We start from the raw sequence: 20,063 nt of genomic DNA on the forward strand, positions 1-20,063 counted from the left end.
GAGGGCGTTCCGCGTCCTCCTCGCCAGGGGTGGCATCCGGCTCGAACAGAGCGGCTTGCGTAGAGTACGGCCGGGCGCGGTGAGATCAGATGGAGTACGTGTGACCGCGATCAGCCTTGAGCACTCCACCGTCCCCGCCGACACGGGCGAGGTGACCCTCCTCATAGCCCGCCGGGTGGAGCCCGGCTACGAAGCGGCCTTCGAGCTGTGGGCCAGGGGCATCCTCGACAGCGCGGCCGCCTTCCCGGGGCATCTCGGGCACGGCCTCTTCCGCTCCTCGGGCGGCGGCGCCCCGTGGTTCCTCGTGCACCGCTTCCGGGACGCGGTGGCCTGCCGGGCCTGGCAGGAGTCTCCGGAGCGGGCGGCCTGGTTCGCCGACTGCGAGGGGCACCACCACACGGAGATCGCCCGGCGCACTCTGACCGGCATGGAGACCTGGTTCGCCAAGCCGGGCTCGACGCGGCCCGCACCGCCCCGGTGGAAGATGGCGATCAGTGCGACCCTGGCCATCTATCCCATCTCGGTCCTGGGCGGCCTCGTCCTCGTCCCCCGGCTGACGGGACTTCCCCTTCTGCTCAGCAGCGCGATCATGGCCTGCGTGTTCAACGTGCTCATGACCTACGTGGCGATGCCCGCCGTGAGCAGGCTCCTGCGTGGCTGGCTCACGCCGTAGCCCACCGGGGTGTATTCGTCATCTAAAATTCAGGGCGGCCTCAGGGCCGCGGCCCGTCGCCCGCGCGACGGGCCGCGGAACGTCAGGCCGGTCCAGGACCACGGCCCGCCCCAGGGTCTCGGCCCGGACGGGACCACATCACGCTGATCACAAAGATCCCAGGGAATCGGGTGACCGCCGGCGTGCGTCTCATCGGTGCGGGGTTCCCAGCTCACCCGCCCACGCTAGAGAAGACCCCCAGGGAGAAGTGAGGTATGTCCGTGATCTGCGTCGGCGGCATGATCGGAATCGGCAAGACGAGCGTGGCCGAGCTGATCGCCAAGGAGCTGGGCAGCGACGTCTTCTACGAGAGCGTGGACGACAACCCGATCCTGCCGCTCTTCTACACGGCGAGCGCCGAGGAGATCCAGGCCAAGCGGTACCCCTTCCTCCTCCAGCTGTACTTCCTCCAGACGCGCTTCGCCGCGATCAAGGAGGCGTACAAGCGGGGTGACAACGTCCTCGACCGCTCCATCTACGAGGACTGGTACTTCGCCAAGGTCAATCACGACCTGGGACGGATCAGCTCCCTCGAGATGCGGGTGTACGAGGGACTGCTCGACGAGATGATGCGCGAGATCGACGGCCTGCCGTACCGCAAGGCTCCCGACCTCATGGTCTACCTCAAGGCGGACTTCGAGACCGTGCTCCACCGCATCGGCCTGCGCGGCCGCGACTTCGAACAGGACGAGGGCCTCGTCGAGTACTACCGGACCCTGTGGTCCGGCTACGACGACTGGGTGCACAAGCACTATTCGGCCAGCGACGTCCTCGTCATCGACATGAACCACACGGACATCGTCAACAACGCGGAGGACGCGACCCGCGTGGCCCAGGAGGTCAGGGACGCCCTGGCGGCCGCCACCCGACGCGCCTGACCCGGCGCGCGGGGCCGCCTTCCGGAGGTCACGCCCTCGGACGCGTTTCGCCCGCCACCACTGTGGCGGGCGAAACGCGTCCCAGGGGCCGTCGGGCCGACTCACCTGTCGGGAGTCCGCGCCGTCGTCGTGGCTCAGCAGCTGACGGTGCCCCTGCGCAGCGCGTGGCCGCTCGTGTTGCTGTCGTCGGACCAGTACACGGGCTTGGTGCCGCCGACGCACTCGTCGGCTCCGGCCACGGTGAAGCCCTCGTTGTTGAGGTCGGGCATGCCGCTCGGGCGCTGGTAGGCGGCGTCCGGGGCGAACGCGCCCGAGGTGCCGATCTTCATCGTCCTGTGCTGGCCGCCGCACGTGTCGTCGCAGACCGTCCACAGGCGCGCGGCCTGCGGCTCCCACTGGAGCTCCATCACTCCGGCCATGCCGCTGACGATGGTGGCGACGCGGGTGGCGGCGCCGCTGTCCTGGAGGACGTACGCGTGGACCGCGCCGGTGCCCTCGACGCCGAGAAGGAAGACGCCCCCGGTGTGCGCGCCGTACCCGTTCGGGTCATAGGCCGCGCCGGTCGACTCGTCCTTGAACCCGGCCGCGACGAGGGTGGTGTCGGGGATCCAGGTGATGGCCTCGAAGCCGAGGTTGGAGCCCACGGCCGGCAGACCGGCGGTCAGGTTCCACTCCTTCGTGGCGGTCAGGGTGCTGCCGGTGCCGGTGGCGGCCTCGTAGCGGAGGACGGACAGGCGGCTGGTGCCGGAGGCGTCGCCGTTGCGCTCGGTGGCGACGTACGCGCCGCCCGCCGCCCCGGCGGCGGTGAGGGTGACGGCCTCGCTGTCGGGGCTGCCGCTCCCGCCGGGGTAGCGCAGCGTCTTGCCGGAGGTCCAGCCGCCGGCGGTGTCCGGCCGCCAGCCGCCGGAGCCGTCGCGGACCAGGCGCCACAGCTTGCCGGAGTTCTGGGCGGCCCAGAGGACGGAGCCCTCCTGGTAGAGGCCGCTGAGGTCCTCGCCGAAGACGTTCGACCCGTCGGCCGTCGCCACGGAGCTGCCGCCGGGCCAGGGCGCCGGGTTCGTACCGCCGCCCGTGCCGCAGTCGTTCGGCGCGCCCAGGGTCAGGGCGGCCTTCTTGAAGGCGCCCGTGCCGTCGGGGCAGCGCGACCAGGACGGGGCGGAGTGGGCGGTCCAGCTGTAGCTGTCGACGAGGGTGCTGCCGCCCGGCAGGTAGAGGCGGGCCTTGTCACTGGAGCCGAGACCGAACGCCGAGGCCACGGCGAACGCGCGGGCCGCGCCCGGGGCGAGCGTCGTCCCGGACGGGACCGAGAAGGTGTGGCTCGCGTCGTCGTCCTTGAGGATCCAGCCGGAGATGTCGACCGCGGCCGCGCCCTTGTTGAACAGCTCGATCGAGTCGTCGACGCTGCCGGTGGTCACCACCTCGTTGATGCGGATGTCGTCCGCCGGAGCGGCGTGCGCCGCCGGGGCGGCCAGCGTCGCGGCGGCGAGCAGCGTCGCACCGGCGACGGCGAGGCGGATCGGGGCGAGGCGGCGCCCCCGGGGAGCGCGTACTTCGAGCACGGCGGGTCCGTCCTGAGAGAGTGGTGAAGGGCGTCACGAGACTCACGCCCGTCGCCGAACGCCGGTCGGCGTCGGACCCGTTGTCACATGAACGCCCGTCGAACGACAGACCGCACGTCACGCGCCGCGAGCCCGGCCCGACCGGCACGACAGGTCCTAAGCCGGGTCGATCCGGGAGACGGTGCCGCCGAGCGCGAGGGCGTACAGCTCGCCCGCGCGGCCCTCCACGAAGGAGATGACCTCGCCCCCGTTGACGACGAGGTCGTTCACCCCCGTCACCCTGCCGTTCCTCAGCGAGAGGGAACGGATGGTGCCGTCGCAGTAGTCGCTGAACACGTACTGCCCCCTGAGGGCCGGGATCGCGCTCCCCCGGTAGACGAACCCGCCGGTCACCGCGCAGCCGAGGCCGGTGCGGGCGTACTCGTGGACGGGGCGCACATGGTTCGCCGGCTCGGTGCCGCCACGGAAGGGGTGGTTGCCCTCCATCTGGGACCAGCCGTAGTTCTCGCCGCCCCTGCTCCTCGCGGGCGCCCAGTCGATCTCCTCCCAGTCGTTCTGGCCGACGTCGCCGATCAGCAGGTCGCCCTTGAGCGAGTCGAAGGAGAACCGCCACGGGTTGCGCAGTCCGTACGCCCAGATCTCGCCCCTCGCCTTCGGATCGCCGACGAAGGGGTTGTCGCGGGGGATCGCGTACGGCGTGCCCCCGCGGGGGTCGATCCGCAGCAGCTTGCCGAGCAGTGTGTCGAGGTTCTGCCCGTTGCCGTGCGGGTCGCCGCCCGCGCCGCCGTCCCCGAAGGCGATGTAGAGGTATCCGTCGGGCCCGAACTTGATGTCGCCGCCGTTGTGGTTCGCGTACGGCTGCGCCTGGGTGAGCACCGTGCGCCGGGTCTCCGGCCGGATCCTGCCCTTTCGTACGGCGAACTCGTCGATGGTGCTGGTGCCTTCGAGGTTCGTGTACGAGATGTAGAGGTGCGCCCGTGCGTTGTCGAACGCGAGTCCCAGAAGGCCGCGTTCACCGTCGGTGGTGGTCTCGGCGGAGATGTCGAGCACCGGCTCGCCGAGCCCGTGGGGACCCAGCACCCGGACCGTACCCGCCCGTTCGGCGATCCAGACCGTGCCGCCGGGGCCGGCGGCACCGGCGATCGGGTTGCGTGCCGTGGCGACCGGGGTGAGCGAGATCTTCGCGGCCTTCGTGACCGACGCGACCGGTCGGCGGGCTTCACCGTCCTCCGCCGAGGCCGTGGTGAAGGCGAGGGAGGTGACGAGACCGAGGGTGCAGATGAGAGCCGAGCTTCTCGTGCGGACGTTCACCGTGATCCTCCTGGAGGCGGCGAAGGGGAACCCGGCTGCTCGGGGCGGTGCGTGGGGCGACGCGACCCGTGCCGGCACGCAACCGGGGCGGGGGGACAGGGGTGGAGCACCGGCACGCAGGAGACTACGGGGACTCGGTCGATTGGTATAGGCCAAGCGCGCCCTCGGCCGGACTGCCGGGGGCGCGGCGGGGGATGCGTGTCCCGGGTTCAGACCCGCGGGCGGGTGGCCGTGACCACGTAGTAGTCGATGTGGCGCTGCTCGTAGGCCTTCAGGAAGTTGCGCGGCCAGGTCCCCGGCTTCCACTGGTCCGACAGCCAGCGGTCCCAGCCCTGCCACACGTCCGGCCCGATGGACTCCGCCCGCGCGTCCGTCAGGCCCGCCCGGATGAGGGCCTCGGTCACGAGGGTGACGGGCCGCGCGATGTCCAGCCCGTCGGCGAAGGTCTCCAGATACGACGCGAGGCGGACGCCGTGACCGGGATCGTCGTCCGGGGTGAAGAAGCTCGCGACGACCACGCGCCCGCCGGGCCGCAGCACCCGGGCCGCCTCCCGGGTGAAGGCCGACATGTCGTCGAAGTGCTGGGCGGCCTCGACGCTGTAGACGCAGTCGAACTCGCCGTCGCCGAACGGCATCTCCTCCGCCGCGCCGCGGACGAACCTAAGCGCCGACGGCGAGGCCTCCAGCAGTTCCGCGTTCGCCCGGCGGGCACGGTCCAGCTGCTGCGGATGGATGTCCATGCCGGTCACCCGCTCCGGCCGGTACTCGCGCAGGGCGAGCGCGCAGCCGACACCGAGCCCACAGCCGACCTCGACGACGCGCCGGCCGTCGAGGGGACCGGCGGCGCCGAGCACCTGCCGGTACATGGCCTCCTGGCTGCGGATCCGGTCGTCGACGGTGAGCGGTCCCGCGAGATCGATCGAACCCCAGTGGCCGAAGTTGATGAACCCTCCGGCGAACACCGGGACCGAACTGAGGTCGGCCGGACCGTACGTCTCCCGCACCGTGGCTCGCATGCCCAACGGATCCACCACCCGCGTCACCTCCGCGAACAGTCTGCCGTCCGGAGCCACCCCTGTCGACGGCGCCCCGCCCCACGCGACCCGAAAGGGTGCAGGACCGATGACCGCCCACGGCGAGGACCGGCCCCACCGCGAAGACATCCGCTAGGGCCTGTCGTCAAACTCCCGTCGTCGCCCGGAGGGCGGCCCCGCGGCGTCTGGTGCGTGCTCTCGGTGTGCCGGGAGAAAGCCCTCGTACTGGACGTACTCGGGCTTTCGCCCGGTGCGGCGAGAGCGCGTGCCAGGCGTCGCGGGGCAGACGGGAGTTTGACGACAGGCCCTAGGTGTATTGATCACGAGCGTTGTTGACACTGGTGTGGTCTTGAACATGGCAAAGACCTCCGGTGTGGTGGGAGCTGTCTAGGAACTCACCGCACGGAGGTCTTCGTGGCCCACCGTAATGCCCGGCTGACCGTCTTCGGTAGGAGACTGCTGGTCGAACGTGTCTGCTCAGGCCGTCCGGTCGCTCATGTGGCCGCCGAGATGGGCATTTCCCGGGCCACGGCCCACAAGTGGATCCGCCGGTGGCGGGCCGAGGGCGACGCCGGTCTGCATGATCGGGCGAGCCGGCCTCGCACGACGCCGCACCGGACCCCGGCCGCGGTGGAGGACCGCGTCTGCGACCTGCGGCGCAGCCGCAAGCTCGGCCCCGCCAGGATCGGCCCGATCGTGGGCCTGCCCGCCTCCACCGTCCACCGGATCCTGACCCGCCACCGGCTCAACCGGCTGGCCTGGCTCGACCGCCCGACCGGCACCATCATCCGCCGCTACGAACGCGAACGTCCGGGCGAACTCATCCACGTCGACGTGAAGAAGCTCGGCCGGATCCCCACCGGCGGCGGTCACAAGGTTCTGGGCCGCCAGGCCGGCCGGGCCACCCGTTCCGCCATGGGCTTCGACTACGTCCACTCCGCCGTCGACGACCACTCCCGACTCGCCTACAGCGAGATCCACCCCGACGAGAAAGTCGCAACCTGCGCGGCCTTCCTGACCCGCGCGGCCGCGTTCTTCCACTCCCATGGCATCGACCGCATCGAGCGGGTGCTGACGGACAACGCCTGGGCCTACCGCAAGGGCCTGGCATGGAAGGCAGTCCTGGCCGAGCTCGGTGCGACCGGCAAGCTGACCCGTGCCTACCGGCCACAGACCAACGGCAAGGTCGAACGCTTCAACCGCACCCTGCTCGACGAATGGGCCTACCTGCGGCCCTACACCTCAAACGACGAGCGGACCGAGGCCCTGGCAGACTTCCTCCACACCTACAACCACCACCGCTGCCACACCGCACTGGGCGGACACCCGCCGATCAGCCGTGTCAACAACGCTGCGGGTCAATACACCTAGGCCCTGTCGTGGCCGGGGCGATCGCGCCCCCCTCCGCCGGGTCCGGTGCCCAGGTACGCCTCCCGCACCGCCGGGTCCGCGTGGACCTCGGCCGCCGTCCCCTCCGCGAGAACCCGGCCGAGGTCGAGCACCACGACGCGTGAGCACAGCTCCATCACGAAGGCCACGTTGTGCTCGACCAGCAGCACCGCACAGTTCTCCTCGTCGGCCATGTGCCGTATGACTGCGCCGAGTTCACGACGCTCCTCGGCGGTCGTCCCCGATGCGGGCTCGTCCAGGAGCAGGACCCGGGGCGGGTCGGCGAGCGCGCGGGCAAGCTCGACCATGCGGGCCCGACCGACGGGCAGCCCACCCGCGTACGTGTCGCCGAGCGCGCCGAGCCCGCACTCGTGGAGCACGGCCGCGGCCCGTTCCCGGTGGCGACGCGCCGCCGGCCGCACTCCACCGCGCCAGTCCTGCGCCACGACGAGATTGTCGGTGACGGTCAACTGACCGAAGAGCTGCTGGCGTTGGAAGGTGCGACGGATGCCGTGCCGGGCCCGCCAGACGGGAGAGCGACGGGTGATGTCCGTACCGTCGTACGCGATCGTTCCCGCGTCCGGCCGCCGTATCCCCGACATGACGTCGAAGAGCGTCGTCTTGCCCGCGCCGTTCGGCCCGATGAGGCCGCAGATCTCACCCGGGCCGACGGAGAGGGTCACGTCGCGCAGGGCATGGACGCCGCCGAAGCGGACGTCGATCCCGTTCGCGCGGAGCAGCGGGTGGCTCATCGGCGGGCTCCCGTCCCCAGGTAGGCCTCGGCGAGCCGCTCCCGGTCCACCTCGGACCGCGGCCCGGACCAGACGATCTCTCCCTGGGCGAGGTACGCCACGGTGTCGGCGATGCCGAGAACCTCGGCCGCCTTCTCCTCGACAAGGATCAACGCGGTCCCGTGGTCCCGGAGTTCGGCCAGGAGACGGAAGACCTCGTCCACGACGAGGGGCGCGAGACCGAGGGACGGTTCGTCGGCGACGAGGACCGCCGGCGGCCGCTGGAGGAGCGGGGCGAGGGCGAGGAGCTGCTGCTCACCGCCCGACAGGGACCCGGCGGCGACGGAGCGGCGGGCGGCGAGCGCGGGGAACCGCGTGTACACGGCGTCCCGGTCCTCCGCCCCCGTCAGCTGCAGGGTCAGGTTCTCCTCGATCGACAGTCCGGCGAAGATCCCCCGCCCTTCGGGGGCCAGCCGTACTCCCCGGCGGGCCCGGGTGACCGCCGGGTCGCGGGTGGCGTCCTCACCCCGTACCCGCACGAGACCGCCGGCCGGCCGCAGCAGTCCCGCCGCGACCCGGCAGAGGGTGGACTTCCCGGCCCCGTTGGGCCCGAGGAGCACCAGCACCTCACCGCCGCGCACGACGAGATCCACACCGTGCAGCACGGGCGCGCCACCGTACCCGGCGTGGACCCCGCTCAGCTCCAGAGCGCCCGCCGTCCCGCCGGGACCGCCGACGCCGGCCCCGCGTGGGGCGAGACCCCCGGGCCCGACGCCGAGGCCGTACGGCTCGGCCGGCCGCCCGCCCGGCGGACCGGGCGGGCCCTCGCCCGCCCGGGCGGTGTCCGCGGTGACGCCGGCGGACGGCCGGCCGCCTCCCTCCGGGGCCCGGTGGCCCGCCACCTGCTCCGGGACGCGCGAATCCCCCGACGCCGTGAGGGCGAGGTCCCCCGGCACCGCCCCCCGTGCCGCCGTCCCCCGTGGCGCGGCGCGCCGGGCCGCTCGCCTCGACGGCAGCGCGGCGCAGTACCCGTCCGGGTCGTTGGCGAGGGCGAGACCCGCCAGACCGAAGAGGATCACCGGCAGGTGCGCGGACTCCGTCACGTACGTCGCCATCAGATGCGGGACGACCGCGAAGACCAGCCCCGCCACCACCGCGAACTGCGGTCTGCGCACGCCCGCCGCGACGACGACCGCCAGCCACACCAGGCCCGTCATCGCCGTGAAGTCCGTTGCCGTGATCCTGGTGTTGTACGAGGCGTAGAGCACCCCGCCGAAGCCCGCGAGGCCCGCTGACACGGTGAACAGCAGGAGTTTCGTCCGTACCACCGACACCCCCGAGGCCGCGGCGGCCTCCGGGGCCGAGCGGACCGCCAGCATGGCGCGACCCCAGCGGGAGCCGCGCAGCCGGGTCAGCATCGCGACGAGCACCCCGGTGAGCAGCACGAGCGCGAGCCCCATGGCGCGGTCGTCGCCCAGGTCCACCGGTCCCGCCACCGGCCGCGGGATCTCCCACCCGGTGTCGCCGTTGCGCAACCACCCCAGCTGGAACAGCACCTGGTCCGCCAGGAAGGCGAGCGCCAGGGTGGCCAGGGCCAGCGATCTGCCGCCGAGCCGTAGCGCGGGCAGCGCGACCACGGCTCCGAGCAGGGCCGCCGCCGCCGTGCCGACCGCCGCGGCGGCGGCGAAGGGCCAGCCGTGACTCATCAGCAGCCCCGCGACCAGGGCGGCGCCCGTCACGAACGTCGCCTGGGCGAGGGACACCATCGCGCCGAGCCCGGTGACCACCGTGAACGACATGAACACGAGCCCGATCGCGAGCCCCTGGGTCAGGATCCCGCTCCAGAAGGGGGTGGTGACGGTGTAGAACGCCGCGCCGAGCAACGTGCCGGCCACCAGCCACACGCCCCAGCGGCGGCCCCACCCCCTGCCGGCGAGATAGTCCACCGGCGGGGGGTCCGCGGCCGCCGTGCCCGCCGCCCGCCGGCGCTGTGCGAGGACGACGAGTCCGGCGAAGAGGATGAGGAACGGTACGGCCGTGCGGAAGCCGGTGACGCCGTCGGCGAACGACGCGTATCCCGCCACCAGGTTCTGCAGCACCCCGAGCCCGAGGCCGCCCGCGAAGGCGAGCGGCACCGACGCGAAGCGGCCGAGGACCGCCGCGGTGGCCGAGACGAACAGGAACAGGGTGTAGTCGTGCGCGGAGAGCCCGAGCAGCGGGGTCGCGAGGACACCGGCGAGGCCCGCGAGTCCGGACGACAGCATCCACGCGGTGGAGGAGAGCCGGTCCGCGCTGATGCCCCGCAGCTCGGTCAGCGCGCGGTCGTCCACGGCCGCCCGCAGCCGCAGGCCGAGCCGCGTGTGCCGCATCAGGACCCACAGGCCCGCCGCCGCGAGTGCGGTGGCGATCCAGGTGATCAGCTGGTCGGAGTCGATGCCGACACCGTCGAGCGGCTGCCAGGCCACCGCCGGGCTCGGCCCGACGCCCGGCAGCCCGAACTGGTTCTCGGCGGGCAGGACCGGGGCGCCCGCCCGCTCCAGGAGTTCGACCACCCACAGTCCGGCAGCGGGCAGCGCGACCAGCAGGCCGATGGTCGCCACGATCTGTGCCGTCTCACCGACCTTGGCCAGCTTCCTGAACATCAGCCGGTCCAGGCCCCAGCCGAGGCCGGGCGCCACCACGAGCACCAGGAGCAGCGCGGTGGGGACGGCCGGCCAGCCGAAGCCGGAGTGGAGCTCGTAGAACGCCAGCGCGCACAGATAGCCGGTGGCGCCGTGCGCGAAGTTGAAGAGCCCGGAGGCGGAGTAGGACAGCACGAGGCCGGTCGCCAGCAGCGCGTACAGCGCGCCCGAGACCAGCCCGCTCAGGACGAAGCCCAGCAGGTCACCCACGTGACGCGCCCCTCAGCCGAAGGGGATCGGCGGATAGCACGTGAACGGCACCGCCACCTCGTACCGTCCGTTCGTCAGCCGCACGAGCGCCCCGCAGCCGAAGCTCTCCTTCTGCCCCTTGGGCTCGGCGCGGTCGCCCACGAGGGTCCCGGTGTCGGAGAACCCGTCGGCGGCCTTCTGGAAGGACTCGACGGTGAGGTCCCTGCCCGCCTTCCCGGCGATCGAGAGGAAGAGATCGGCACTCATGTACCCCGTCATGAGGTGCATGTTGAGGGGTATGTCCTTGCCGCCCGCGGCCTTCTTGATGTCGGCTTTGAACTGCCGCATCGCGGGGCTGTCGGCCTCGAAGGGCTGGAACTGCAGCAGCACGTACACCCCGTCGAGGGCCTGCTTGGTCGCGTCCTTCGCGAGCAGCCCGGGGTCGTAGTCCGTCGGGTCGGAGATGACCCCCTCGTAGCCGGACCGCTTGAGCGCCGTGAACAGGCCGATGTTGTACGGCGTCTGCATCACGGAGACCACGGCGTCGGGTGCGGCGCCGCCGGGGCCCGAGCGGAGGATCTCCTTGGTGTACGCCGACCAGTCGCTGGGCATCGAGGTCGCCGGGACCGCGGCCTTGGCGTACGCGACCTGGAAGCCGGCCGCCTTGAAGCCCTGGGTGAAGGTGCGGATGCCGAACTTGCCCGCGTCGTTGTCGCCGGCGATCAGCGCGACCGACTTGCCGCGCGCGCCGCCGAGAACGGCCGCGAGGCCCTCGGGCCAGGTCTGGTTGAGCGTGCCTCCGGGCGTCGGGACGAGGCAGCCGTTGAAGCCGTAGAGGTGTGCCGGTCCACAGAAGGAGGGGAGGGTGCCCCAGCCCACGGTCGGGACCTTCTGGGAGTCGAGGAAGTCGGCCCCGGCGAAGGTGACCGAGCTCATCGGGGACACGGCGAAGACCTTGTCCTGCTGGACGAGCTCACGGGCGGCGGCCAGGTTCCGTGCGGGGTCCTGACCGTCGTCCTCGGCCCCCAGGTACTCGATCTTCCGCCCGTTGACCCCGCCTTCGGCGTTGGCCCGGTCGTAGCGTGCGCGGGCGCCGAGATCGGTGTCCTTCTTGGAGTAGCCGCTGGCCGTCGTCATGGAGACGATGCCTCCGACCTTGATGGCGCCGTCGGTGACTCCGCGTACGGAGGAGGGCGTACTCCCGCCGCTGGAGGCGGAGTTGCAGGCGGTGACGAGGAGCAGCGCGAAACTGGCGGCGATGACGCGCAAGGGTCGGGGCACGAGCGATCCCTCCGTCGGGTGACCGCATTCTGTAACCGACCTGACGAACCGTCAATAATTGATGCACCGTCAATTGACGATCCGTCAGCTGCGTGCGGGGCCGCGCCGTCGTCCGGACCGCCGGTGCGGGTCTCGGCCCGGCCGCTCGGACGGTCACCGTCCGTATCGGCCCGCGGGAGTGGCCTCGGACCCGGCGGGGGCCGGCGGTGTCAGGTCTCCTCGGTGGGTAGCCAGCATCCGTGCAGGCCCAGCGGGACCCGGACGGGGATGCGGGCCCGGGCCACCGGGCCGGAGGCCGGGTCCTGCGCGGGGATGACCAGGAACCAGCTCGATCCGTCGGTACGGTCGGTGGCGAAGGTCATCCAGTACCCGTGCTCCTCGGAGTGCCGACCCGCCTCGGGGGCGAAGACCGGTTCCCCTACCGAGAGGTTCCCGGCCGACCAGACGCGGCTCTCGCCGGTCTCCGTGTCGTACCAGCGCACCGCGTCGTACTCACCCGGCAGCAGGTCCGCCCGTCCGCTCTGGGTGGCCAGCGCGGTGTACCGGTGGCGTCGCCCGATGCGCCGGTCGTCGACCCGCGGGAACTCGACCCGGGAGTCGTCCAGGAGGGTGCGGGCCATGCCGCCGGCGGCCGGATCGATGCGCGCCCGCGCCAGCCCGCCGCTCACCGGCTCGGCGTCGTCGGGACCCCCTCCGACGGTCAGCCTGCTCCACTGCACGAAATCGACGACGACCGGGTCGCGCTCACCGGGGCCGTCGTCATAGGCGTTCACGGTGTGCCACAGCCAGAAGGCCTCGTCGGCCGCCCAGACCGGCGCTCCGCCGTCGCGCGGGATCAGCACCACGCGCGTGCCGCGCTCGGGCCGCCAGGCGAGGAACGAGCCGCCCGCCATGGCCGCGTCCAGGTCGAAGAAGGCGGGAGCGAGGACGAGGACGACATAGCGGCCGGTCAGAGCCATGTCGTGGATCATCAGGGGCTCGTCCACGCCGTCGACGGGGGTGGGCCCGCGGGTGAGGGTGCCCTCACGGCCGATGACCGACCAGGTCAGGTACGGCGGCTCCAGGGCGTAGCAGAAGACGACCATCTCGCCGGTGACCGGGTCGATCTTGGGATGCGCGGTGATGCCGGCGGGCAGGGCACCGCCGAAGTCCTCACGGCCCAGGGTCGTCAGGCCCGCGTCGACCTGGAACGGGCAGGCCGACTCGGCCAGGGCCAGCAGGCGGCCCGCGTGCCGGACGACGTTGATGTCGGGCAGGTCCTTGAAGTCTCCCGCGAGCTCCGGGCCGACCTGGTCCGCGTCCGGCATGATCATCGACTCGACGCCGCCCCACAAGGCGTGCCCGGCCCGTTCCTCGGCCCGCATCGCGGGGGTGCGCACGAAGCGGTTGCGGTAGCGGGCGCGGCCCTCGGAGAGCCAGACGCCGTGCAGCATGCCGTCGCCGTCGATGGGGTACAGGTAAGAGCCGATCGGGGTGAAGCGGGGATTGGGGCCGTTGCGCACGTAGAGACCGTCCAGGGATGCCGGGATCTCGCCCGTGACCTCCAGGTCGGCGACGTCGACCTGCTCGGTGACCGGCGCGAACGAGCCCAGCAGGTGGGGGACCCGGGTGGGGTCGAAACGCGGTGGTGTGTGGGTGCTCACGAGACCTCCCGACGTACGACCCGGCGCGGTTTCGGGGGTCCGGAGTCCAGCCCCGCGCTCCAGTGCGGCTCCTTCCAGTGAAACGCGGGTCGGGCGGGCATGCCAGACGTGCGGTGGTCACGCCGTCGTCCGCGCCCGTCCCGCGACGCCAAGCCGACCACGGAGCGTCATCTCTCGGGTCGCGGCTTTGGCCGCGGCGGAAGAGGGTAGTCGTGCGCAACGACGAAAGGCAGAGCGATGACCGAGAGCCGACCTGCGACGACGACCGACTCCGGCGCCCCGGTGGAGAGCGACGAGCACTCCCTCACCGTGGGCGCGGGGGGTCCGATCCTCCTCCAGGACGCCTACCTGATCGAGCAGATGGCGCAGTTCAACCGTGAGCGCATCCCGGAACGCCAGCCGCATGCCAAGGGCAGCGGCGCATTCGGCCACTTCGAGGTCACCCACGACGTCAGCCGGTACACCAAGGCCGCGCTGTTCCAGCCGGGGACGCGCACCGACCTGGTCGCCCGCTTCTCCACGGTGGCGGGCGAGCGCGGCAGCCCGGACACCTGGCGGGACCCGCGCGGTTTCGCGGTGAAGTTCTACACTTCCCAGGGCAACTACGACATGGTCGGCAACAACACGCCGGTGTTCTTCGTGAAGGACCCGATGAAGTTCCAGCACTTCATCCGGTCCCAGAAGCGCCGCGCCGACAGCAATCTGCGCGACCACGACATGCAGTGGGACTTCTGGACCCTCTCCCCCGAGTCCGCGCACCAGGTCACGTGGCTGATGGGTGACCGAGGCATTCCGCGTACCTGGCGCCATATGAACGGGTACACCTCCCACACGTACATGTGGATCAACGCGTCCGGTGAGCGGTTCTGGGTGAAGTACCACTTCAAGACCGACCAGGGCATCGAGTTCCTCACCCAGGCCGAAGGCGACCGGCTGGCGGGATCCGACTCGGACTTCCACATGCGGGACCTCTTCGAGCACATCCGGGACGGTGACTTCCCGTCGTGGACCCTGCACGTCCAGGTGATGCCGTACGAGGAGGCGGCGGCGTACCGCTTCAACCCGTTCGACCTCACCAAGGTCTGGCCGCACGCCGACTACCCGCTCATCCCGGTGGGCCGTATGACGCTGGACCGCAACCCGACCGACAACCACGCCGAGATCGAGCAGGCGGCCTTCCAGCCGAACAACCTGGTCCCCGGCATCGGGCCGAGTCCGGACCGGATGCTGCTGGCCCGGCTCTTCTCGTACGCGGACGCCCACCGGGCCCGTGTCGGCGTCAATTACCAGCAGCTTCCGGTGAACGCGCCCGTCGTCGACGTCCACACCTACTCGAAGGACGGGGCGATGGCGTACCGGAAGACGTCCGATCCGGTCTACGCGCCGAACTCCAAGGGCGGGCCCGCCGCCGACACCGAGCGGTTCGGGAGCCCGCCGAGCTGGACCGCCGACGGCGAGATCACCCGTACAGCCTATGTCTCGCACGCGGAGGACGACGACTGGGGGCAGCCCGGCACCCTCGTGCGCGAGGTCCTGGACGACGCGGCCCGCGACCGGCTCGTGGACAACGTGGTCGGCCATCTCCTCGACGGGGTCAGCGAGCCGGTCCTGGAGCGTGCCTTCACGTACTGGACGAACATCGACGCGACCCTCGGCAAGCGCATCTCCGAGGGCGTCCGGGCCCAGCAGAACGCGTAGGGCCACGGGAGGAAGGGCGGGGCCGGTCGACGTGGCGTCGGCCGGCCCGTCGGCCGCGGCGGGTTCAGAACTCCACCGTGAGGAAGCCGTCCTCCTTCTCGTCGTCCCCCGGGGGCACGTGAACGGTGTAGCCGAACCGCTCCTTGAGGTCGGGCACGTCCCAGTTCCTGCCTCGTTCGCGGTAGTTGAAGAAGAGGTCCTTCGCCTCCCCGCCGTTCTTCAGGATCCGGGCGATCGCGATGTCGTCGGGATGGCCGTGGACCTTTCCGTTCGTGGAGATCAAGTAGCGTCCGCAGTCGAGGAGTCCGAGCAGGTTGTTCGAGAGGTTCTTGGCGCTGCCGTGGTGGGCGACCTTCAGGGCGTCGACCCGCAGCCGGCCGTTCTCCGCCTCGGCCCGCGGGCGGAGCGAGGCCACCAGGCGCGGGTCGTCCGCGTCGCCGGTGAGGATGATGCGGACGCCCTCGAACTCGAAGAGCAGACCGATGCTGGTCGGGTTCGTCGGGGAGCCGTCGCGTCGGAAGGGCGCCGCGGCCAGCCCGTCGACGTCGATCGCCCCGAAGCGCTCGATCCCCGCCTCCGGCTGTCTCTCCCTGGGGTCGACCCCGGGGATCAGCCCGGCCTCCTCGCACTTCGTCGCCCAGGTGTCGATCAGCGACTCCAGAAGCCTGCGGTCCGGGGCGAGCACCTCCATGGTGGAGCCGTCGTCGAACCAGGTCGGCGCGTGGTCGACCTCGACGCTCCGGCCGGCGAAGGCGGCGTTCCAGGGGAGGTTCTGGTGCATGAGCGCGGTGGTGAGCAGCTCCCCGTCCACGGCGCCGAAGACCTCCCGGTCGTGCAGGTGGTCGAAGCCGTTGAACCACACGTCACCGAACTCGACCGGCCGTTCGGGGTCCCCGAGCAGAGCCAGCACGCCGAGGATGTGGTCCTGGTCCACGTGGGTCACGACGAGGACGTCGATCCGGCCGTCCAGGTCACGCAGGAGCGGTTTGATCCGCGCGTAGGTACCCCGCCGTCCGCCGTCCACGAGGACCCGCCGGACGAAGTCGTCGTTGCCGTATTCGAGGAGCAGACAGTCGCCGTCCTCCGCGGGCAGCATGCTGAGGCGGATCATCACGCGCTCCCTTGACGCAGGTCGAGGATGAGGAACGGTTCGCGCATGTCGGCCAGCCAGGAGAGCCGGCGGACCTGGTCGAGCCGGGACGCGCACGCGGGGTCGTCGGGGAAGGCGGCGAGTCCGTCGGCGAGCCACGTGAGGCCGAGGGTGTAGAAGGGGATGCCGCGGTCGAAGGCGTCGATCAGCCCGTACTTGGCCTCGTCACGGTCGGCCCCGGGGCGGCGCAGCAGCCGTACGGCCCGCAGGATCGCGCCGTCGCTGAGCCAGGGGTGGCGGTCGGCCAGCAGCCGCAGCCACGGGTCCCAGTACGTCTCCTCGGTCCTGTGGTCGGTGCCGAGCAGGACGTACGAGCCCGCGGTCGCCGCGAGCGGGTTCTCCGGCTCGGACCGGAGTGCCGTCCCCGCGTCGGTGAAGAGCTGCGCCGCGGTGTCCAGAGCACCTTGGGCCATGTACGCGAGTCCCGCCCCGAACAGGGGGTCGCGTACCGCGACGGCCACGGCGCTGCCGGTCGGACTCTGCCGAAGGTTGACCAGGACCTCGACGTCGCTGGTCCCCCAGGGCAGCGGGAGGGTGACGAGTCGTACGGCCCCGGCCGCCTCCACCACGAGGAACTGCCGCTCGCCGATCGGTCCGCCGGGAGCCAGGGCGGGGCCGTCCGGGCCGAAGCGGTAGAGCGGGGTGACGTCGGCTCCCCGCGCTGAGGGCGTCGGCAGGCGGCGAGGGGCGCTCCGGGCGATCAGCGGAGCGACCGAAGGCCTGGCGGGGTCCTGGTCGAGGGCCAGCATCGACGCGTAGGACCAGCCGGCCGGGAGGGAGTCGCCGACCCAGGTGGCGAGTGTGGCGACGTCGACCACGGTCTCCAGCGGGAACCCCTCGTCACCGACGGCGGGCGCGATCATGGACCGTGAGGAGACCGATTCGGGCAGCGGGACGGCGGTGGCGCCGTGGTAGACGCGGTCGGGCTCGATGTTGCCCATCAGGTACTGCCAGGCGTGCGTCGCGTACGGCGAGTCGGTCATGTCGAAGTCCACCGGGGCCGAACGGCCCTCCACCGCCTCGGCGTCCTTCGTCAGCACCATCCCCGAGGGCAGGGTCGCGGACACGAGGTAGCGCCCCGGGTCGACCCGGTACGAGGTGGGATCGGGCGAACGCCCGCACGGTATACGGATGTTGCGCAGGGAGGTGCCGTCCCGGTCGGCCGAGCGGATGTCGCCCACGATCACCGCTTCGTTGAACTCCCCTGTGGGCGACAGGAGAAGCCGGACGGCGAGGATGGCGGTCATGGCCTGGCCAGGACGACGCGGAACATCGGAGGGCGGGCGTCGAACGTCTCGCGGCGGGTGTCCCCGGGGCCGAGGAGGGCCTCGACCTCGTACTGCCCGAACGGCAGGAACAGCGGCCATTCGGCGTCGTCGGCGTCGTCCTCCGAGGCGAGCGGCGGGCGCCTCCGCTCCTCCTGGGCCGGGTGGCGGCAGACGAACTCGGCGCGGGCGTTGTCGGCGGCGGGATCGCAGCCCACGTACACGGGGACGATCGGGTCTCCCCTCAGTTCGTGGAAGTCGAAGTCGAACGACTCCGGGCTCACCGGGACGGCGGCCCCGGCGAGGGTCCCCGCGAAGGGAATGGCCCTCATGAACTGACTGATCGCGTGCATGAGGGTCTGGGTCGTCACCCGCCACACCCGGCCCTGGGTGTTCTCACTGCCGGCTCCGTCGAAGCTCCGGAGCAGGGCGTCGGTGAAGAGGCTGACGCGGCCGGCGCGGGCGAAGGACTCCTGGCCGTGGAGGGTCGCGAAGTAGACGGCGTGCTTCCGTGGTACCAGTCCTTCGGGGCGCAGGGTGCTGCCGCTGAGGGGAACCCTCCCGAGGTTGTCCGTGCCCACGCGTCTGACGAGGGTGTCGGAACCCGCCCGGCAGGCGTCCACGAAGAACACCTGTTGTGAGGCACGGCAGTTGTTGAGGCCGTTCTTCAGTGCCTCGAACTGCAGCGCGCCGTTCATCGGGCTGTCGCGGTCGGCGAAGACGTCCGAGGCAAGGAGGGACGTGCTGATCCCCAGGGAGACGCCGTGACCGCAGAAATAGAAGACGAGCCGGGCCTCGTCGTGGTCGCCCCGGTCCTTCCACTCCGTGACCGCGGCGACGATGTTGTCGATGGTCGCCTCTTCCACGACGTGCTCGGCGCCCGTCGCCGGGTGGACGAACGGCGCGGGCGCGGCCTCGCTCAGCAGCAGCGCGAGGCTTCCCAGGGGTTTGCCGCCGTCGTGGTACCCGCTGAGCATCCAGGTCGCGAACTCGCGTGCCGAGACGGGTGGTGAGGAGAGCTGCCGCATGGCCAGGGCGCCCGGATGGTCCGTCGGCGAACGCCCGCCTTGCAAATGCGTGTACGCACCGACCCCGATGACGAGTACGTGTGTTGCCGCGGCGCCCACGTGCTCAGACACGTGAACGATGGATCCGGCCATGGAACCTCCACGTGACGCACTGGCGGGCCGGTGGGAGGCTTTGCTCCTAGCATAGGAGGAAGAGTGGCTTATGTCCCTCGGAGGCCGTGATGGAAAAGAACATCGTGGTATGCCTGGACGGGACGGGCAACCAGCTCAAGGCCCGCGGCAACACCAACGTCGTCCGTCTCTACGAGATGCTCGACCTCGGGGACCCGGCGGCGCAGATCGCCTACTACGACCCCGGCGTCGGCACGTTCTCCGCCGCCGGCGCCTGGAGCGCCCCCGCGCGGAAACTCTCCCGGCTCCTCGGCCTCGCCTTCGGCGCCGGACTCAGGGAGAACCTGGCCGAGGCGTACACGTACCTGATGCACCATTACGAACCCGGCGACCGGATCTACCTCTTCGGCTTCAGCCGCGGCGCGTATACCGCACGGGCTCTCGCCGGCCTGCTCAAGTCGGTCGGTCTGCTGCGGCCCGGGTCGGAGAACCTCGTACCGTACGCGATCTCCGTGTACGCCAAGAACCGGACGTGGACGGACGACGACTGGAAGCAACTGCACCAGTTCGCCGACGCGTTCAGCCGGAAGGTGGACCAGCACACCGGAATCCCCGTTCATTTCATGGGCATCTGGGACTCGGTCAAGGCGGCCGGACTGCTGCGGTGGAACCTGCGCTGGCTCTTCACCCGCCGGATCCCCAACGTGGCCCGCGTCCGGCACGCCGTCTCCATCGACGAGAAGCGCCGTCCGTACGAGGAGTACCTCGTCCTGCCGCCGAAGGAGCCGGGGGCACCGGGTCCGGTCATCGAGGAGGCCTGGTTCGCCGGAGTGCACTCCGACGTGGGCGGCACCTTCGACGACGACCCGAGGCTGCCCACCGTCGCGCTCAAGTGGATCGTGGACGGTGCTCTGGACGCGGATCTGCTGCTCAGGAGGACGGCCTACGCCAAGCACCTCACCCTCGACACGGACCACGCGCTGGGCACCGTGCACCGCATGGGCGCGGTGTGGTCCCTCCTCACCTACCGACGGCGCCGCGTCCCGTCGGGAGCCCGAGTGCACGAGAGCGTACGCCTGAGGATCGCGAGAAGGCCCGGCTACGGGAACCGGATCCCGCCGGGGGTGACCTGGACGGACGAGGACTGGCTGAGCCCTCATACCCGAGCGGGAGCCCGGGCCGGGGCGGGCGCGGGAACGGGAGCCGGGTGAGAGGCCGGTCAGCGCAGCAGTTCGATGCAGATCGCCGCCATCAGGACCCAGGCGGCGGCGCCCAGCAGCCACAGGGAGTCGAGGGCGAAGCCGGCCGTGGCCAGGGTCACGCCGGCGGCCCCGAGGGCTCGGGCGGTCCGGCGTACGCCGCCGTCGGTGTACCAGAAGGACATCACCGTACGAGGATGGCGC

General features: G+C 71.4%; 16 protein-coding genes. 5 read left to right on the plus strand and 11 right to left on the minus strand.

All coding sequences use genetic code 11. From position 1 onward, the window contains the following. Nucleotides 1-100: 100 nt before the first annotated feature. Nucleotides 101-673, plus strand: a complete 573-nt coding sequence (locus OG392_RS04645; RefSeq protein ID WP_329275891.1) for an antibiotic biosynthesis monooxygenase — start codon at nt 101-103, stop codon at nt 671-673. A gap of 254 nt (nt 674-927) precedes the next feature. Next, entirely contained in the window at nt 928-1,590 is a 663-nt protein-coding gene (locus tag OG392_RS04650) for a deoxynucleoside kinase (protein WP_329275893.1), read from the plus strand. Nucleotides 1,591-1,724: 134 nt separating this feature from the next. On the opposite strand, the gene OG392_RS04655 is transcribed toward OG392_RS04650, so the two are convergent. From OG392_RS04655 to OG392_RS04665, 3 genes are all read right to left on the minus strand, one after another. Further along, nucleotides 1,725-3,149 (minus strand): lamin tail domain-containing protein, encoded by a 1,425-nt coding sequence (locus OG392_RS04655; RefSeq protein ID WP_329275895.1) that lies wholly within the window; start codon nt 3,147-3,149, stop codon nt 1,725-1,727. Nucleotides 3,150-3,305: 156 nt separating this feature from the next. Beyond that, entirely contained in the window at nt 3,306-4,460 is a 1,155-nt protein-coding gene (locus OG392_RS04660; RefSeq protein WP_329275898.1) for a PQQ-dependent sugar dehydrogenase, read from the minus strand. Between the two features lie 209 nt (nt 4,461-4,669). Beyond that, complete coding sequence (locus OG392_RS04665) at nt 4,670-5,476, minus strand: class I SAM-dependent methyltransferase (RefSeq protein WP_329275900.1); 807 nt, start codon at nt 5,474-5,476, stop codon at nt 4,670-4,672. 432 nt (nt 5,477-5,908) lie between these two features. On the opposite strand from OG392_RS04665, the gene OG392_RS04670 reads away from it, so the two are divergent. Then, the gene (locus OG392_RS04670) at nt 5,909-6,865 is read left to right on the plus strand and encodes an IS481 family transposase (RefSeq protein WP_329275903.1); all 957 of its coding nucleotides are present in this window, start codon (nt 5,909-5,911) and stop codon (nt 6,863-6,865) included. On the opposite strand, the gene OG392_RS04675 is transcribed toward OG392_RS04670, so the two are convergent. From OG392_RS04675 to OG392_RS04690, 4 genes are all read right to left on the minus strand, one after another. Then, on the minus strand, nt 6,862-7,635 hold the full coding sequence (locus OG392_RS04675) for an ABC transporter ATP-binding protein (RefSeq protein ID WP_329275906.1): 774 nt from the start codon (nt 7,633-7,635) through the stop codon (nt 6,862-6,864). The two genes, OG392_RS04670 and OG392_RS04675, sit on opposite strands and share 4 nt — an antisense overlap. Beyond that, entirely contained in the window at nt 7,632-10,505 is a 2,874-nt protein-coding gene (locus tag OG392_RS04680) for an ABC transporter permease subunit (RefSeq protein ID WP_329275908.1), read from the minus strand. Before OG392_RS04680 ends, OG392_RS04675 begins: the two co-directional genes overlap by 4 nt. A 12-nt stretch (nt 10,506-10,517) precedes the next feature. Continuing rightward, entirely contained in the window at nt 10,518-11,765 is a 1,248-nt protein-coding gene (locus OG392_RS04685) for an ABC transporter substrate-binding protein (RefSeq protein ID WP_329275909.1), read from the minus strand. Nucleotides 11,766-11,974: 209 nt separating this feature from the next. Beyond that, entirely contained in the window at nt 11,975-13,408 is a 1,434-nt protein-coding gene (locus tag OG392_RS04690) for a carotenoid oxygenase family protein (protein WP_329275911.1), read from the minus strand. Nucleotides 13,409-13,645: 237 nt separating this feature from the next. On the opposite strand from OG392_RS04690, the gene OG392_RS04695 reads away from it, so the two are divergent. Further along, the gene (locus OG392_RS04695; protein WP_329275914.1) at nt 13,646-15,106 is read left to right on the plus strand and encodes a catalase; all 1,461 of its coding nucleotides are present in this window, start codon (nt 13,646-13,648) and stop codon (nt 15,104-15,106) included. A gap of 64 nt (nt 15,107-15,170) precedes the next feature. Here the strand turns inward: OG392_RS04695 and OG392_RS04700 are convergent, their stop codons facing one another. The 3 genes from OG392_RS04700 to OG392_RS04710 are packed head-to-tail and all read right to left on the minus strand — an operon-like array spanning nt 15,171 to nt 18,660. Beyond that, nucleotides 15,171-16,217, minus strand: a complete 1,047-nt coding sequence (locus OG392_RS04700) for an MBL fold metallo-hydrolase (RefSeq protein ID WP_329275917.1) — start codon at nt 16,215-16,217, stop codon at nt 15,171-15,173. After that, nucleotides 16,217-17,503 (minus strand): hypothetical protein, encoded by a 1,287-nt coding sequence (locus OG392_RS04705; protein WP_329275919.1) that lies wholly within the window; start codon nt 17,501-17,503, stop codon nt 16,217-16,219. The genes OG392_RS04700 and OG392_RS04705 overlap by 1 nt, the downstream gene beginning before the upstream one ends. After that, nucleotides 17,500-18,660, minus strand: a complete 1,161-nt coding sequence (locus OG392_RS04710; RefSeq protein ID WP_329275922.1) for a caspase family protein — start codon at nt 18,658-18,660, stop codon at nt 17,500-17,502. Before OG392_RS04710 ends, OG392_RS04705 begins: the two co-directional genes overlap by 4 nt. A 110-nt stretch (nt 18,661-18,770) precedes the next feature. Here OG392_RS04710 and OG392_RS04715 point away from each other — a divergent pair, with 110 nt between their 5' ends. Next, a complete protein-coding gene (locus tag OG392_RS04715; protein ID WP_329275924.1) occupies nt 18,771-19,871 on the plus strand; it encodes a DUF2235 domain-containing protein in 1,101 nt (366 codons plus the stop codon). Between the two features lie 8 nt (nt 19,872-19,879). On the opposite strand, the gene OG392_RS04720 is transcribed toward OG392_RS04715, so the two are convergent. Continuing rightward, on the minus strand, nt 19,880-20,047 hold the full coding sequence (locus OG392_RS04720; RefSeq protein ID WP_329275926.1) for a hypothetical protein: 168 nt from the start codon (nt 20,045-20,047) through the stop codon (nt 19,880-19,882). Nucleotides 20,048-20,063: the final 16 nt, after the last annotated feature.

Origin of the sequence: Streptomyces sp. NBC_00691 (assembly GCF_036226665.1) — a bacterium.
Taxonomy (GTDB): Bacteria; Actinomycetota; Actinomycetes; order Streptomycetales; family Streptomycetaceae; genus Streptomyces.

What these genes read in the sequence shown, in the direction of transcription:
- OG392_RS04650 (WP_329275893.1), top strand. Translation starts at nt 928, where the DNA reads ATGTCCGTGATCTGCGTCGGCGGCATGATCGGAATCGGCAAGACGAGC.
- OG392_RS04665 (WP_329275900.1), bottom strand. Translation starts at nt 5,476, where the DNA reads ATGCGAGCCACGGTGCGGGAGACGTACGGTCCGGCCGACCTCAGTTCG.
- OG392_RS04675 (WP_329275906.1), bottom strand. Translation starts at nt 7,635, where the DNA reads ATGAGCCACCCGCTGCTCCGCGCGAACGGGATCGACGTCCGCTTCGGC.
- OG392_RS04695 (WP_329275914.1), top strand. Translation starts at nt 13,646, where the DNA reads ATGACCGAGAGCCGACCTGCGACGACGACCGACTCCGGCGCCCCGGTG.
- OG392_RS04700 (WP_329275917.1), bottom strand. Translation starts at nt 16,217, where the DNA reads ATGATCCGCCTCAGCATGCTGCCCGCGGAGGACGGCGACTGTCTGCTC.
- OG392_RS04705 (WP_329275919.1), bottom strand. Translation starts at nt 17,503, where the DNA reads ATGACCGCCATCCTCGCCGTCCGGCTTCTCCTGTCGCCCACAGGGGAG.
- OG392_RS04715 (WP_329275924.1), top strand. Translation starts at nt 18,771, where the DNA reads ATGGAAAAGAACATCGTGGTATGCCTGGACGGGACGGGCAACCAGCTC.